General features: G+C 70.4%; 11 protein-coding genes and 3 pseudogenes. 8 read left to right on the plus strand and 6 right to left on the minus strand.

Annotation, left to right across the window (positions count from 1 at the left end; all coding sequences use genetic code 11):
• Positions 1-47: 47 nt before the first annotated feature.
• Positions 48-1,055 (plus strand): MASE1 domain-containing protein, encoded by a 1,008-nt coding sequence (locus ACZ66Z_RS00490; RefSeq protein ID WP_469931742.1) that lies wholly within the window; start codon positions 48-50, stop codon positions 1,053-1,055.
• Positions 1,056-1,128: 73 nt separating this feature from the next.
• On the opposite strand, the pseudogene ACZ66Z_RS00495 reads toward ACZ66Z_RS00490, so the two are convergent.
• A pseudogene (locus ACZ66Z_RS00495) lies at positions 1,129-1,317 on the minus strand (hypothetical protein); the annotation flags it as partial.
• A 640-nt stretch (positions 1,318-1,957) separates the two neighbouring features.
• On the opposite strand from ACZ66Z_RS00495, the gene ACZ66Z_RS00500 reads away from it, so the two are divergent.
• Complete coding sequence (locus ACZ66Z_RS00500) at positions 1,958-2,371, plus strand: cytidine deaminase family protein (protein WP_469931743.1); 414 nt, start codon at positions 1,958-1,960, stop codon at positions 2,369-2,371.
• Between the two features lie 62 nt (positions 2,372-2,433).
• Here ACZ66Z_RS00500 and ACZ66Z_RS00505 read toward each other — a convergent pair whose 3' ends face one another.
• Both ACZ66Z_RS00505 and ACZ66Z_RS00510 read right to left on the minus strand, forming a co-directional pair.
• The gene (locus ACZ66Z_RS00505; protein WP_469932269.1) at positions 2,434-2,961 is read right to left on the minus strand and encodes a VOC family protein; all 528 of its coding nucleotides are present in this window, start codon (positions 2,959-2,961) and stop codon (positions 2,434-2,436) included.
• A 138-nt stretch (positions 2,962-3,099) separates the two neighbouring features.
• A pseudogene (locus tag ACZ66Z_RS00510) lies at positions 3,100-3,267 on the minus strand (ATP-binding protein); the annotation flags it as partial.
• Positions 3,268-3,425: 158 nt separating this feature from the next.
• Between ACZ66Z_RS00510 and ACZ66Z_RS00515 the strand changes: the two are divergent.
• The gene (locus tag ACZ66Z_RS00515) at positions 3,426-3,803 is read left to right on the plus strand and encodes an STAS domain-containing protein (RefSeq protein ID WP_469931744.1); all 378 of its coding nucleotides are present in this window, start codon (positions 3,426-3,428) and stop codon (positions 3,801-3,803) included.
• Between the two features lies 1 nt (position 3,804).
• Here the strand turns inward: ACZ66Z_RS00515 and ACZ66Z_RS00520 are convergent.
• Positions 3,805-4,005: pseudogene (locus ACZ66Z_RS00520) on the minus strand (transposase); the annotation flags it as partial.
• Between the two features lie 437 nt (positions 4,006-4,442).
• On the opposite strand from ACZ66Z_RS00520, the gene ACZ66Z_RS00525 reads away from it, so the two are divergent.
• Positions 4,443-4,820, plus strand: coding sequence for an STAS domain-containing protein (locus ACZ66Z_RS00525; protein ID WP_469931745.1), 378 nt, complete (start codon positions 4,443-4,445; stop codon positions 4,818-4,820).
• 299 nt (positions 4,821-5,119) lie between these two features.
• On the opposite strand, the gene ACZ66Z_RS00530 is transcribed toward ACZ66Z_RS00525, so the two are convergent.
• Both ACZ66Z_RS00530 and ACZ66Z_RS00535 read right to left on the minus strand, forming a co-directional pair.
• Entirely contained in the window at positions 5,120-7,552 is a 2,433-nt protein-coding gene (locus tag ACZ66Z_RS00530) for a SpoIIE family protein phosphatase (protein WP_469931746.1), read from the minus strand.
• Complete coding sequence (locus ACZ66Z_RS00535; protein ID WP_469931747.1) at positions 7,549-11,865, minus strand: HAMP domain-containing protein; 4,317 nt, start codon at positions 11,863-11,865, stop codon at positions 7,549-7,551. Before ACZ66Z_RS00535 ends, ACZ66Z_RS00530 begins: the two co-directional genes overlap by 4 nt.
• 273 nt (positions 11,866-12,138) lie before the next feature.
• On the opposite strand from ACZ66Z_RS00535, the gene ACZ66Z_RS00540 reads away from it, so the two are divergent.
• From ACZ66Z_RS00540 to ACZ66Z_RS00555, 4 genes are all read left to right on the plus strand, one after another.
• Positions 12,139-12,633 (plus strand): ATP-binding protein, encoded by a 495-nt coding sequence (locus ACZ66Z_RS00540; protein WP_469931748.1) that lies wholly within the window; start codon positions 12,139-12,141, stop codon positions 12,631-12,633.
• 260 nt (positions 12,634-12,893) lie between these two features.
• Positions 12,894-13,322 carry an ATP-binding protein gene (locus ACZ66Z_RS00545; protein WP_469931749.1) on the plus strand — a complete coding sequence of 143 codons (429 nt, stop codon included), beginning with the start codon at positions 12,894-12,896 and terminating at the stop codon, positions 13,320-13,322.
• A gap of 381 nt (positions 13,323-13,703) precedes the next feature.
• Complete coding sequence (locus tag ACZ66Z_RS00550; protein WP_469931750.1) at positions 13,704-14,117, plus strand: DUF4190 domain-containing protein; 414 nt, start codon at positions 13,704-13,706, stop codon at positions 14,115-14,117.
• 471 nt (positions 14,118-14,588) lie between these two features.
• Positions 14,589-15,086 carry a MarR family winged helix-turn-helix transcriptional regulator gene (locus ACZ66Z_RS00555; protein WP_469931751.1) on the plus strand — a complete coding sequence of 166 codons (498 nt, stop codon included), beginning with the start codon at positions 14,589-14,591 and terminating at the stop codon, positions 15,084-15,086.
• Positions 15,087-15,095: the final 9 nt, after the last annotated feature.

Raw genomic sequence — 15,095 nt, forward strand, 5'->3', positions numbered from 1 at the left:
GACACGCAGGGGTCCTTGCCCGGTCACGGGGGCCCGGCCGGTGTCTGATGGCTGACGTGTTGGACACTCGGCAGTTCCGGCCCTCTACGGAGGCGGCTCTGATGTCGCTGGCCGTGACGGTTTGCTACTACGCGGCCGGACGACTCGGACTGATGGGTCGCCTCGTCGTCGAAGGCGTGGTGGTCACCCCCATCTGGCCGCCCACCGGCGTCGCCGTCGCCGCCCTGCTGCTGCTCGGCGCGCGGGTCTGGCCCGGGATCGCCCTCGGCTCCTTCCTCGTCATCGCCTCCCTCACCGCTCCGGGGCCCACCACAGTGGTCACCGTGGTGAGCAACACCGTCGCGCCGCTCTGCGCCTTCCTGCTGCTGAGACGGGCCGGCTTCCGGCGCGACATGGCGCGGCTGCGGGACGGGCTCTCCCTGGTCTTCCTCGGCGGGTTCGGCGCCATGCTGATCAGCGCGACCGCGGGGGTCGGACTGCAGGTGGCGAAGGGCTCTCTGGACAAGAGCCAGTTCTGGCCCGTCTGGCTGGCCTGGTGGGTGGGCGACACGATGGGGGTGCTGCTCGTCGCCCCGCTCCTGCTCGTCCTCGCGGGGCCGGCCGGACGGTTCCCGGTACGGCGCTGGAAGGAGGCGGCCTTTCTGGGGCTGACGACCCTGGTCCTCATGCCCATGGCCGTGCTCAGTCCGATGAGCATGCTGTTCCTCGTCTTCCCCCTGCTGATCTGGGCAGCGCTCCGCTTCCAGCTCGCCGGAAGCATGCTGTGCGCGCTCTTCGCCTCCGTGCTCACCACCTTCGAGGCGACCTCCGGGCGGGGCGCGTTCCTCCACCTGACGGACGTCGAGATCATGGCCAAGCTCCAGGCGTTCAACGGTTCCGCCGCCCTGACCGCCCTGCTTCTCGCCGCCGTCATCACCGAGCAGCGTGCGACCCGCCGGTCGGTGCGCCGCGCCTGCCAGGAACTGGCGGAGGTCCTGGAGCACCTCGCGGCGGGCGAGCCCTCGCCGGGTCCACCCAGCCGGGCGGCCCCACACGGCGGGCACCGGGATCCGTGACACCCGCGCCGGAGCCGGAGCGGGGATCAGGAGCCGTACGACGACTGCAAGGCACGGGAACTGTCCGGCGCTGTCAAGCTGGTGCATGATCGCGTGGGAGGTGCACGGTCCTGAGCCGGTGGTTCTGCCGGGTGGCGGCATTGCGGTCGGAGACGAGGCAGTCGATGGCCCGGTAGGTGTCGGGCAGGACCTCTCGCCGGTGGGTCCGACGGGTCAGCCGCTTCCAGCGTTGGTGGTCGGCGCGCGCGTGCTCGACGGTGACGGTGGCTACCGCGGCACCGGCCTGATCACCCCGCTTCACCGAGAACGCGGTCAGGCGGAGCCGTTGGCCCCGAAGGAAGAACACAACGCCTCCCACCGCAGGTCCGCTCGTGTACGGGTGCGGACAGCGGGTGGACGTGACGCAACAGCAGTCCTTGAAGAAGGAGCCGATGCCGCGGGCGAGCTGTCGGACCATGTGACGCACCATCCGATCCAGCCCAGGAATCATGCCCAGGCGCCGTGTTGCGGGTTGAAGGGGGGAGCTTCACCTGCCCCCGCTGGACCCGCCACGACGACTTCACCGGCCTGCGCAGCCCTCGCCCACCAGCCCCCGTGTTCACCGTCCTCCCAACCGATCGGCGATGGCCCCCGATCCCTGCATCCGCGAGGAGGGGGTCTCCTTTCCACGTCTGGAGGGCTCGAAGGCCTCGAACACGAGCCGAGGCCGCGCCGTCGGGCCGCCTGCACCCACCCGCACGGCGTCCGCCACCTGTTCTTCGCCGCCCACGACCCGGGCGAGGAGCAGGGCGGCATGATGCGCCGGTTCGTCATCCGACGGAACGAGCACACCGCCGATACTCGCTTGCGCACCCCCGTCACACGGGTCAACGTCACCTGACACCTGACGAAGGCAGAAGAAGATGACCAGGCGGACCCACCCCGTCGACCACGAACTCATCCAGGCGGCGGCACACGTCGCCCGCGCACGCTGCCGGGGCGACAACCACACCATGGCAGCCGCGGCCCGCGCCCAGGACGGCCGGATCGTCACCGCCGTGAACGCCTACCACTTCACCGGAGGGCCCTGCGCCGAGCTGGTCCTCATCGGCACCGCGGCCGCCCGGGGCGCCTACGACCTCGACACGATCGTCGCCGTGGGCGACCGCGACCGCGGGGTGGTTCCCCCGTGCGGCCGGTGCCGTCAGGTCCTCCTCGACCACTTCCCGGCCCTCAAGGTCGTCGTCGGCCAAGGGGACCGCATCCGAACCGTCCCCGTCACCGACCTGCTGCCCGAAAGCTACGTCTGGGCCGACCACCGGCTCGACACCGAGTGAGCCGCCCGGTCGGGCGCGAGCGCCACCACGTCGCGGGCGTGGTGCTCTGCGAGGGGAGCCGGTCAGGCGGCCAGGGCCGTGCGCGCGGCGTGCAGGGCGTCGTCGAGGGTGTCGGCGGTGCGGTCGTGGCCGGTGAACCCGCTCGCCTCGTCCGGGTCGATGCTCCATCCCCAGCCGGTCTCCGGGTGGCCGTCGACGACGAGGACGTGGCCGTCCAGGGCGATGGTGAGGGAGACGTTCCCGCCGGGGCGGGGGACGGCCTTGACGGCCGCTCCGGGGCCGAGGATGTGGGCGGCGGCGGAGCGGGCTTCGTCTGCGCTGGTCATGCGGTTCTCCTCGTGGGGGACGGTCGGGACGACGGTGCGGTCGTCGGGGTCGGTCGGAATCCGCCGGCCCGGGACGGCGCCGGTGCCGGCGGGCGCGGTCAGGCCGAGCCGGAGGTAGCCGGTGGCCGGGCGGTGGACGGTCGGGTACGGCTCCGGGACGGCGCCGTGCGCGAGTGTTGCGGCGCAGTGCTCGGGGCCGGTGCCGTGCTGTTCGCGTACGAGCGTGGGCCCGGGCCCGCTTCGGTCCAGCGGCCTCCTGCTCACCTGTAGCCCTCCTCGCCGGTGTGCCTGCTCGTGATCCTCGGTGTTCCGTCGGGTTCCGCGTAGATCATGTTGCCCCTGATGGCCGCGATCAGGCGGGAGCCTGTGCTGCCACGTGGCAGCCGCGGTGCCGCTCGCCGTCCCGGGTGGAGTCGCGCCGGGGTCGTCGGTCAAGGCGATGCGGACGGTGATCCGTTTGCCGACCGGTCCGCGCCGGACCTCGAAGCCTCCGGCCACCGCCCTCACGATCTCGAGGCCGCGTTGACCCGCCCGGCCTGCGTCGGCGGCGCGGGTGAAAGGCAGGCCCGGGCCCAGGACAGCCGTGTGTTCCCCGTTCACGGTGGGGTCACTTGCCCCGGTTCTTGTGGGTCACACCCCTGTCCGCTGTGGAGTCGGGCACGTCGGCGCTCCCTCATCGCCGTGGGCGGTGCTGCGGGTGGGCACCCGTCTGTGCCAGGATCACGCACATGCATGACGGAGCGAGTACGAGCAGCGAAAACGCTGGAAGCGCGGACCAGCTGACGGCGGTGGTCACCGCCAGCGACGGCATCCGTGTGTTGAGTCTCGCGGGCGAGATCGACCACCACACCGGTGATGTTCTGCGTCAGGCGCTGCGGGCCCCCGGCGCACCCGGCCCCCACACGGTGGTCGACCTGCGTCAGGTCACCTTCATCGATTCCAGCGGCATCAACATCTTCCTTGCCGCCCATCACGACCTCACCCGGGTCGGTGGCTGGCTGCGCTTGGCCGCCCCGGGCGAATCCGTACGCCGCACCCTCGAGATCGTCGGCATCGATACCGTCATCGACTGCCGCGAAACGCTGCGCCAAGCTCTCGCCGACTGAGCGCCGGGTCGGCGTCGGCCCGGCCGGCACACAGGACCCGGTCCCACGTGCCGTCCGCCGACCAGCGGCGGTGTCGTTCGTCAACGGCCTTCCCACTGCCGAAGCGCTCAGGAAGGTCCCACCGCGGTAGGCCGGTCCGCACGCGGAAGAGGATCCCGTCGACCGCCCTTCGGTGATCGCGCCGACGCCCGCCGCGAGACCCCCGAAACCCGTAGCACCCCGTGTGTCCGCCTCGGCACGCCGGACGCCTCGGGGGCTGGAGGAGGACGAGTCGACCTTGGTGCCGGTCTCGTTGCCGACCCTGTCGTACGGGCAGTTCGCGGTGACGCCGTTCTTCGCGGTGATCTGCTGTGCGTCGTTGACCGTACAGGTGGTGCCGCGCGGGCGGACAGGACCGCCGTGCCGCCCGGGCCCCGTCATCGCGGTTTGACGCACCCGCTAATATTTGCCGGACGACAAGATATGGGGGCGGTCCGAGGTCGAACTCACCGGCGGTGGCACCGATGCGTCCGGGCCGTCGGCCATGAGCTTTCCCGGCTCGTCGCCGGGCGTCCTCCGCCGTGCCGCTCCGGTTCTGCGCCACAAGGCGGGCGCCCCGCCGCTCGCCGGAACCCGTCACGTCTTCAGAAAGCAGGAACCATGACCACTCGTGAAGAAAACCTGGACATTGACGTCAAGGTTTCGGACGCCAGTACGGCAATTTTGACCGTTGGCGGCGAAATGGACGCCGAGACCGCCACGTTCCTGCACCACCACGTCGCCAACCAGTTCCTCCACGGTCGCCGTCACCTCGTACTGGACCTCTCGGCTCTGCGCTTCATGGATTCCTCGGGTCTCAACGTGGTGATCAAGGGAGTCCGAGAGGCACGGGACAGGGGCGGGGACGTGCACCTGGTGGCGCCGACGCCCGCCGTCCGCCGTCTTCTCGAGATCACGGGGCTCAACATGACGACCCCCATCCATGCGGACATAGAGGAAGCGCTCGTCGCCGTGGGACAGGGGGATTCCGCCGCCTAGGCACTGGCGCGACCGGGGAGCCGGGGCGCGGACGAGTAGACGGGCTCCCGTTCGCCGGATCCGCGTGCCGGGTGCGGTTGCGCCCGGCACGCGAACGAACGTTTCCGGCCGGCTACCGTCTGCTTCGCCCCCGGCACCTTCTTCTCGACGACGACCTCTCGGTGAACGCCGAGGTCATGCCCGGCCGTTGGAAGGGCCACTCGTTCTTCCGGCGCACCGGAGGGAGCGTCGTGCCTCCCGTTCGCCGCTTCCTCTGACTCCGGGCCCCGCGCCGCGCCCGCCCCGGTCCGCTTCTCGCTTCACGAGACCTTGATGCCGATGAGGCAGGTGTCGTCGTCGGTGTCCGACTTGCTGTGCAGCAACAGCTGGTCGAGCCGGCGTTCCAGCGAGGTGGCCGGGCCCTCTGCCGCGGCGAGCAGTTGGGACAGGGAGACCTGGACCGAGGTGTCCCTGCGCTCCACGAGGCCGTCGGTGTACATCAGCAGCGTGTCGCCCAGCTCGAGCTGCACCTCCTCCTCCTGGTACTCCGCCTCCGGAAGCGCGCCCAGGAGCAGTCCGCCGAGCAGGGGAAGGGTGTCGGCTTTGGGCCCTCGGACCAGGACGGGCGGCAGATGGCCTGCCCTGGCCCAGCGCAGGACGCGGGTGTCGGGGTCGTACACGCCGCACACGGCGGTGGCGGTCACCTGTTCGCTGAGGTGGTGCGCCACGACGTTCAGCCAGGACAGCATCTGGCCGGGACCGGCGCCGGTGATGGCGAGGCCCCGCATGGCATTGCGCAGGACGACCATGCCGGTCGCCGCCTCGATGCCGTGACCGGCGACATCGCCGACGCACAGCAGGACGCGCTTGGACGGGAGGACGACGGCGTCGTACCAGTCGCCGCCGACGAGGGCCTCGGCCTCGGCGGGCCGGTAGCGCACGGCGACGTCCAGGCCCGGCGTGTCGAGGGGCGCGCGGGTCGGGGGCATGATGGCGTGCTGGAGCTGCAGGGCCAGCCGGTTCCGCTCCGCCGACTCCTGCTCGGTCTGTGCGAGTTGGTCCCGGGTGACCGCGAGGGCCACCTCGGTCCAGTGCTGGGACGATATGTCCTGGTAGGCGCCGCGCACGGCGAGGAGCTGGTCGCCGGCGTCGAGGACCGGCTCGGCGATGATCCGGATGTGGCGGGTGACTCCGTCGGACTGTTGCAGGCGGAAGGACGTCGATGCGGCGCGGCGACGGTGCAGCACCGCCCGGAGGAAGCGACCGATGGCCACGGCGTCGTCCGGGTGCGCGTGCTCGGCCAGGTCCTGCAGGGAGACCGGGCCGTCGGTGATCGCCCTGCCGTAGAGGTCGAAGAGCTGCCCGTTCCAGGTGATGTCCCCGGTGACGAGATTCTCCTCGAAGCCGCCGATGCGCCCCAAACGCTGGGCGTGCTGGAGGAGGCTGGCCAGCCGTACCGTCTCGTCCTCCATGCGCCAGATGAGCAGGACGCAGTCGGCGTGCCGACTGATGCTGATGTCGGCGACGGTGGTCAGGGGTACCTGGTCCACCAGGGCGGTGAGCGTCGCGCGCTGGGCGCGGAAGGGTTCTCCGGTGGCGTAGACGCGTTCGATCTTCTCGAAGAGTTCGCTGTCGCCGCCGGCCGTCAGATAGGCCTCCAGGAACAGAGCGCCCTGGACGGCGCTGCGGGGACGCCCGGCGGGGTCGAGGAAGCGGCTGTTGGCGTGGCGGATGCGGAAGTCGACCAAATGGCCGTCGCCGTCGAGTTGAGGGGTGAGGACCAGGGCGGAGTCGTACAGGGATTCGGAGAGGTCGACGAGTTCCGATACGTCGGCCGACGCCCGGGTGCTGGTGGGGGGCTCAGTGAAGAGCGGTAGGTTTTCGAGCGTGTGGGCGCACAGTTCCGCGAGGGCTTCGATCTGCCTGGTGATGGCCGGGAGGTGCGGCGCGAGCGGCTCGGGCCAGCAGATCTCCAGGACTCCGTGGATGCGGCCCCCGGTGCCGGCGGGCACCGCCACACGGCCGCCGCCCAGGGACTGGGCACGACCGATGGTGGGCGGGCCCGCTGCGGAGAGGGACTCGATCCGTACGATGCGCCGCTCGTCGAGGGCCTGCCGTGCCACGGTCGCGACGCCCGGCGGGACGTACCGCCAGCGATTCGCCTCGTCCGTGCTGAATCCGGCATGCCCGCAGAGGGTGAGGGAGGCTTCCGTACCTGCTGCCCATACGGCCACGGCGGTCGCTCCCAGCGGGGCGAGGGCGTGTTCCAGAAGGGATTCGGCGACGGCTTGGGTGTCGCTCGCGGCGAGCGCGGCGCTTTCGGCGGCGCGCAGTCGGACGGCGACGGAGGGCGCGGAGTCGCCCTGCTCTCCGTTCGTGTGCCGGACGAATTCGTCCGCCACCGCGGCGAACTGGTCGCGAGCCGCCTGGTTGACGATGTCAGCGGCCAGTTCGAGCGGGGACAGACCGGCCTGCCGTGCCAATTCGTTCAGCTGACGTGCTGCCTGAGCCGGCCCGCAGCCGAGCCGCTCGACCATCACGCCCTTGGCGAGCTCCATCAGTGCCCGGCCCTCCGCGGCGGCGTGTGCCGCGCGTACCTCCGCGCGCAGTCGTTCCACGGTCGCCGTCAGGCGGCCGACCGCGGACGCCCGCTGCCCTGCCGGGGGTGCCGAGGTCTCGGCGACCGGGGCAACGCCGTCCGCTTCCGTGCCGTCGGCCGTCTCCGCGGCCTCGACGTTCGCCAGGTCGGTCATGACATCACCGGCGCGTCCTGCTGCGGGTCCAACCAGCGACGGACGCAGTCGATGAGGTCGTTGGCGTCGAGGGGCTTGGTCACGTAGTCGCTCGCGCCCGAGGCGAGGCTCTTCTCCCGGTCGCCCGGCATGGCCTTGGCGGTGACGGTGATGATGGGCAGGTCGGCGTGGTCGGGCATCTGCCGGATCTCGGCGGTGGCCGTGTAGCCGTCCATCTCCGGCATCATCACGTCCATGAGGATCAGGTCGACGTGCGGGTGGTCGGCGAGTGCCTCGATGGCCTTGCGGCCGTTCTCGGCGTGGAGGACCTGGATGCCGTGCAGTTCCAGGATGCCGGTGAGGGCGTAGAGGTTGCGGGCGTCGTCGTCGACGACGAGGACGGTCCGGCCGTGCAGGGAGTCGTCCAGGGTCTGGGAGGCCTGGGGGCGCGCTTCGTCGATGCGGACCAGGGGCACGACGTCGCCCGGCTGTTCGGCGGAGAGGTACAGGGCGATCCGCTCGCGCAGTTCGTCCAGGCTGGAGAGCAGTTCCAGAGGACGCTTGCGGGCCAGGTCCTGCAGGGTCGACTCGAAGGCGGCGTCGAGGCGTCGGTTGTTGTGGGCGAGGACGGGGACGCTGCGCAGCGCGGCGTCGCCGCTCATCGCGTCGAGGAAGTGCATGGCGTCGCTGTCGGCGCTGTCGAGTTCGAGCACCACGCAGTGGACGGGTGCGGCGGCCAGGGTGCCGGCGGCTTCCTGGGGTCCGACCACCGCCACGAGTTCGATGGGGTCGCGGTCGTGGCCGCCGGCCAGTTCGGCGACGGCGCTCTCGGCGACGAGGGAGAGCAGTCCGCGCGGGCGCTCCTCGATCACGAGCAGGCGGCGGGGCTTGCGCGCCTCGATCTCCGCACGGGCGGATCGACCGCTGTCGAACGGCGCTTCCGCTGCCGGGAGCGCTGCCGTGCCGGTGTCCTCGGAGGTGGCCCGGTCGAGGTCGCGCTGGAAGCCGGGCCGGGTGCACGGGAGGTAGAGGGTGAAGGTGCTGCCCTGGCCGGGAACGCTCTCGGCGGTCAGTGCTCCGTCGAGCAGGTGCGCGATCTCGCGGCTGATGGACAGGCCGAGGCCCGTGCCGCCGTACTTCCGGCTCGTGGTCCCGTCCGCCTGCTGGAAGGCGCCGAAGATGGCTTCGAGGTGCTGCTCGGCGATGCCGATGCCGGTGTCCCTGACGCGGAAGGCGACGACCGGGCCGCCCCGGTGGACGGTCGCCGGGAGCTCGTCGTCCGACACCGGTTCGATGCGGAGTTCGACGCTGCCGTGCTCGGTGAACTTGACGGCGTTGGACAGCAGGTTCCGCAGCACCTGCCGGAGCCGGGAGTCGTCGGTGACCAGATCCGCCGGGACGCCCGGGGCGGTGGAGACCGTGAAGTCCAGGCTCTTCTGGGACGTCATGGGCCGGAAGGTGGCCTCGACGTAGTCCAGGAGCTGCCGCAGCGCCACGCGCTCCGGATTGACGTCCATCTTTCCGGCCTCCACCTTGGACAGGTCGAGGATGTCGTTGATCAGCTGCAGCAGGTCCGAGCCGGCCGAGTGGATGATGCCGGCGTACTCCACCTGCTTGGCCGTGAGGTTGCGGGTGGGGTTCTGGGCCAGCAGCTGGGCCAGGATCAGCAGGCTGTTGAGCGGGGTGCGCAGTTCGTGGCTCATGTTGGCCAGGAACTCGGACTTGTACTTCGAGGCCAGCGCGAGCTGCTGGGCGCGGTCCTCCAGCTCCTGCCGGGCCTGCTCGATCTCCAGGTTCTTGCCCTCGATGTCGCTGTTCTGGGCCGCGAGCAGGGCCGCCTTCTCCTCCAGTTCGGCGTTGGAGCGCTGCAGCTCCTGCTTCTGGACCTGGAGCTCTTCGGAACGCGCCTGGAGCTCGCCGGCCAGTCGCTGGGACTCGTCCAGGAGTTCGTCGGTGCGGGCGTTGGCGACGATCGTGTTGACGTTGACGCCGACCGTCTCCATCAGCTGTTCGAGGAAGTCCCGGTGGACCGGCGTGAAGGCGGTGAAGGAGGCCAGTTCGATGACGCCGAGGACCTGGTCGTCCACCACGATGGGCAGCACGACGAGGCTGCCCGGTGTCGTGCGGCCGAGACCCGAGGAGATGCCGATGTAGTCGGCGGGGACTCCGTCGACGGCGATGGTGCGTCGGCTGCGGGCGGCCTGGCCCACCAGGGACTCCCCCAGCTTGAAGCGGTCGTGACCCGTGATGTCGGTGGGACGGCTGTAGGAGCCGACGAGGCGCAGTTCGGCCCCCGCGGAAGTGTCCTCCGCCAGGTAGAACCCTCCGTACTGGGCCGAGACCAGCGGGGTGAGTCTGTCCATGACGAGCTCGGCGACCAGGGCCAGGTCGCGGTGGCCCTGCATCAGGCCGGAGATCAGCGCGAGGCTGGACTTCAGCCAGTCCTGTTCCTGGTTGGCCCGCGTCGTCTCGCGCAGCGAGCCGACCATCGCGTTGATGTTGTCCTTGAGCTCGGCCACCTCGCCCGACGCCTCGACGGTGATCGAGCGGGTCAGGTCGCCCTCGGCGACGGCGCTGGTGACCTCGGCGATGGCGCGGACCTGCCGGGTCAGGTTCCCGGCGAGCTCGTTGACGTTCTCGGTCAGCCGCTTCCAGGTGCCGGAGACGCCCTCCACCTCGGCCTGGCCGCCCAGCCGGCCCTCGCTGCCGACCTCCCGGGCCACGCGCGTCACCTCGGCGGCGAACGAGGACAGCTGGTCGACCATGGTGTTGATGGTGGTCTTCAGCTCCAGGATCTCGCCGCGGGCGTCCACGTCGATCTTCTTGGAGAGGTCGCCGTTGGCGACGGCGGTGGTGACCTGGGCGATGTTCCGGACCTGGCCGGTCAGGTTGTTCGCCATGGAGTTGACGTTGTCGGTGAGGTCCTTCCAGGTGCCGGCCACGTTCGGCACCCGGGCCTGGCCGCCGAGGCGGCCCTCGGTGCCCACCTCCCTGGCCACTCGGGTCACCTCGTCGGCGAACGCCGAGAGCGTGTCCACCATGGTGTTGATCACGGCGGCGAGTGCCGCGACCTCTCCCTTGGCCTCGACCGTGATCTTCCGCGACAGGTCACCGCGCGCCACCGCCGTGGCGACCTGGGCGATGGAGCGCACCTGCCCGGTGAGGTTGGACGCCATCACGTTGACGTTGTCCGTGAGGTCCTTCCAGGTGCCGGAGGCGCCTCGGACGGTGGCCTGGCCGCCGAGGTTGCCCTCCGTGCCCACCTCGCGGGCGACCCGGGTCACCTCGTCGGCGAACGCGGACAGCTGGTCGACCATCGTGTTGATGGTCTCCTTCAGCTCCAGGATCTCGCCCCGCGCCGTCACCGTGATCTTCTGCGACAGGTCGCCCTGCGCCACGGCCGTGGCGACCTGGGCGATGGAGCGCACCTGGGCGGTCAGATTGCCGGCCATGGAGTTGACCGAGTCGGTCAGATCCCGCCAGGTGCCCGAGACGCCCTTCACATCCGCCTGGCCTCCGAGGATTCCCTCGGTGCCCACTTCGCGGGCCATTCGGGTCACCTCGTCGGCGAAGGACGAGAGCTGGTCGACCATCGTGTTGATGGTCTCCTTCAGCTCCAGGATCTCGCCCCGCGCCGTCACCGTGATCTTCTGCGACAGGTCGCCCTGCGCCACGGCCGTGGTGACCTGCGCGATGTTACGGACCTGGGCGGTCAGATTGCCGGCCATGAAGTTGACCGAGTCGGTCAGATCCCGCCAGGTGCCCGAGACGCCCTTCACATCCGCCTGGCCTCCGAGATTGCCCTCGGTGCCCACTTCGCGGGCGACACGGGTCACCTCGTCGGCGAACGCGGACAGCTGGTCGACCATCGTGTTGATGGTCTTCTTCAGCTCCAGGATCTCGCCGCGGGCGTCGACGTCGATCTTCTGCGAAAGGTCTCCCCTCGCCACCGCGGTGGCGACCTGGGCGATGTCACGGACCTGGGTGGTGAGGTTGCCGGCCATGGCATTGACCGAGTCGGTCAGATCGGCCCAGGTGCCGGAGACACCGGGTACCTCGGCCTGCCCGCCCAGGGTGCCTTCCGTGCCGACCTCGCGGGCGACGCGGGTCACCTCGGAAGTGAAAAGGGCGAGCTGGTCGACCATGCCGTTGAACACGGTGGCGATCTCGCCCAGCAGGCCGTCCGCGTCGTCCGGCAGGCGGGTGCCGAAGTCGCCGTCCCGCACCGCCGTCAGTCCGGCCAGCAGCTGACGCAGCTCCGGCTCCCCCACCTTGCCCACACTCCGCGCCCGTGTCCGGGGAACACGCGCGTTGTCGACCGTCGTCTCAGCCATGACCATTCCTCGTTGGACGCTGCTTGGAGCCCCGCCGGTGAGCCGGACACGGCCGCGGCCCGGACAGGCCGCTCCCCCTCGTCGGCAATCGTTGCCGTACGACAAATATGAGGAAGCCTACCCCAGCCGCGGATGGGGGAAGAAGCGGTGGTCCGCCCGCCGCCCTGCCCGGCCCGGCCCCGGCCTCGGGGCCGGAGCCGGAGCCGGGCCGGTGCGACACATCCGTTGTGGATACCCTTCCCTCCGATGTTCGAGCGGCGACCCGGGACAGTGATGGATGAGATGAACTCGTACGGGCACATCTGGCACGTTCCGCTGGAGCCAGGTGCCTTCGCTCGCGCCCGTGACCTCACCGCCACCGCACTCGGCACGTGGGGCTGGCCCCGAGAGCGCATCGACGACGTCGTGCTCCTCGTCTCCGAACTCGTGACCAACGCCCACCGCCACGCCGGCACAGACGCGTGGGTGCACCTCGACCCCATACCCGACGGCGCCCGCATCACCGTCCGTGACAAGAGCCGCACCCACCCCGTTCAGCGGGCACCCGGCCTCACGACGGCCACCGGCGGCTTCGGACTTCACCTTCTCGATCACCTGGCCGCGGACTGGGGCGTCGACAGCCACGAGGGCGGCAAGCACGTCTGGGCCGACTTCCTGAAGACCCCCTTTCCGCCTGATCCGGCGGCGCGACGTGCCTCCTCGGCCGAGCAGCACGTCATTGACCGGCCGGCGCCCTTTCCCGGCAATGTGATGACCCAGGCGGAGTAAAGCCCCCGACGTACGCGTGCGCTCTCCCCGTCTCACCCGAACGCCCTCCGCCGGAAACGTGTCTCCGCGATCCTCGCCGACGCCGTCGTGCTGATCGACGGCGGTCCGCCCTTGACGGTGGGGCGACCTTCGCGCGTCCCGCTCGCGGCCACGTGTCATTGCCGCACGACGTGCGAAGAGGGAACCGAAAAGGCTCGACGGCATGCAATCGACATCGAAGGGCAAATGGAGGCAACGAGAATAGTAAGGACGAGCAGGGGGTGTTACCCATCACTACCGACGAAATGAATACCCTCCGTCGAGAGACCGAAAAGTGGAGCCATGTCGTGTCGGCGGCCGCGGCGCGCGACGAGGTGCGCAGATTCCTCGACGAGGGGTTCTGCCGCGAGCAGCCGACCCTCGGTGAGGACGTCATCCTGATCGATGCCCGTCTGGTCGCCTCCGAACTGGTCACCCATGCGATCCGGCACGGCGGCGGTGTACGCGCTTTCAGGCTGTCCCTCGCCGACGAGGGCCTTTGGATCACCGTCACGGACCGCAATCGGTCCTGGCCGACCGACGTCTCGGGCACAAGAGGCACGCGTCCCGGCGGCCTCGGTCTGCAGATCGTCCGGCGCCTCAGCCGAGAGGTCACCGTGACGCCCTCGGCCGGGGGAAAAACCATCCACGCATTGGTGCCGCTGAGGTGACCGGTCGCGCCACTCGGCGGTTCGTCCGCACACCGGATCGAAGGCACGGTTGCGGAAGTGGGACGAGAAGTCCCGGCCGAGCCCGATCGAGGGCTCACCCGGCCTCCACGGGTCCGTCGGTGTGAGGGACTGCGGCGACCGCGGGAAGCCCGGGGTGCAGGGCGGGCCGATGGACCGACGACAGCCACGCCCCTCGCCGTCCCCGTCAGGCCGAGCGTGACGAGCATGCGGGCCGCGCAGGCACCCCGCTCCTGGCCGCAGGGCCGTTGCGTCCGGCGACCCCGACCGACGGGGCAGGCCGGCCAGGCATCCATCTCCCCCTCGCGGGCACACGACACCCGGACAACTGACGTACAGGGCAACAGAGACGAGTGTGATCGCGTGTCCCTCTCCCCCCACCCCACGAGTGCGAACGACTCCGCACGGACCGGCCCGGTCGCGGACCCGAAGCGGGGCAATGGTCCGGCCGTCGCGGCCCTCGTTCTCGGCATCGCAGCGGTCCTTCTCTTCTGGACCGTCCTCGGTGGCATCGTGCTCGGCCTCGTCGCCCTGGTCCTCGGCGTCCTCGGCGCCCGCAAGGCTCGCCACGGCCACGGCCGGCACGGCACGATGTCCGTCATCGGCGCGGTCCTCGGCGTGCTGGGAATGCTCGCCTCTGCGGTCGTACTCGCCATCGGCGCCTCGATCCTCGACTCGGACGAGTTCAAGAACTTCGACGACTGCGTCGAGCACGCCAACACACAGGCCGAGCGGGATACGTGCGCCAAGGAGTTCGACCGAGACCTGAACGACTGACGGCGATGACGCCCTGACGGCGAGGTGCTTCGATCCGACGGCCCGGTGTCACCACGCACGCCGCACGCCGACCCCATGTGTGCTCGGTGGACGGGCGGGCCTCCGGTCGTGGACGCGTGCGCCAGCGGTGCGGGGACGGTCGGCGCCGGCGGCACCGTGAGCGTGGGACACCGCCTTCAGCCCCTGTCGGCCGATCCGGGACGGATCGGCCGACAGGGGCTGAAGAGCGCGACGCTCATGCTGGACGACGCCCGTGGGAACTTCCCCCGGCCGTCGGCGGTGACGGGGCCGAGCGAGCCGGCAGAGGTGCGAAGGCCCTGCCGGACGTCGTCCTGTCGGCAACAGGCTGCCGCATGCGTCCTGAGATCTACGATGGCTCCACCGGCGGCGCTTGTTCGGCGACTCATCGGGTACCGCGTTTGAATGAGGTGCATCCCGTTTGTGTAGGCGATTGCTGAAAGCGATGGGTACGTGACTCGTCTCAGTGGCTCCGGGGACGGCCAGGCGAAGGGACCGGGCGAAGATCCGTTGTCCCTCGTGCTGGAGATCGCCGATGCCGTGGACGGTCTCATGCACCTGTGGTCCTCAGCGAGCCAGCGGGCGAGCCTGCGGCTGTCACAGCACCAGCTCCGGGCCCTGCACGTCTTGCGGTCGGCACCGGGACTCAATCTCACCGCGCTGGCCGAGGGCATGGACATAGCACTGCCCACCGCCAGCCGGTTGTGCGACCGGCTGGTCGCCGCCGGACTGCTGGAACGCGTGCTGCACCCGCACAAGCGCCGTGAGCTGCAACTCAACCTCACCGCGTACGGCCGTCAGGTGCTGGACGAGGTGGCCTCGCACAGGTCGCGGGCGCTCGCCGAAGTCGTGGCGACGATGGACTCGACCGAGCAGGAGGCGCTGAGCCGAGGCTTGAGCGCCTTCCTGGCCGCTCAGGACGGCACGATCCGTACGACACGGCAACCATGACCCGTGCCG

The organism is Streptomyces sp. NPDC107498, assembly GCF_055582805.1.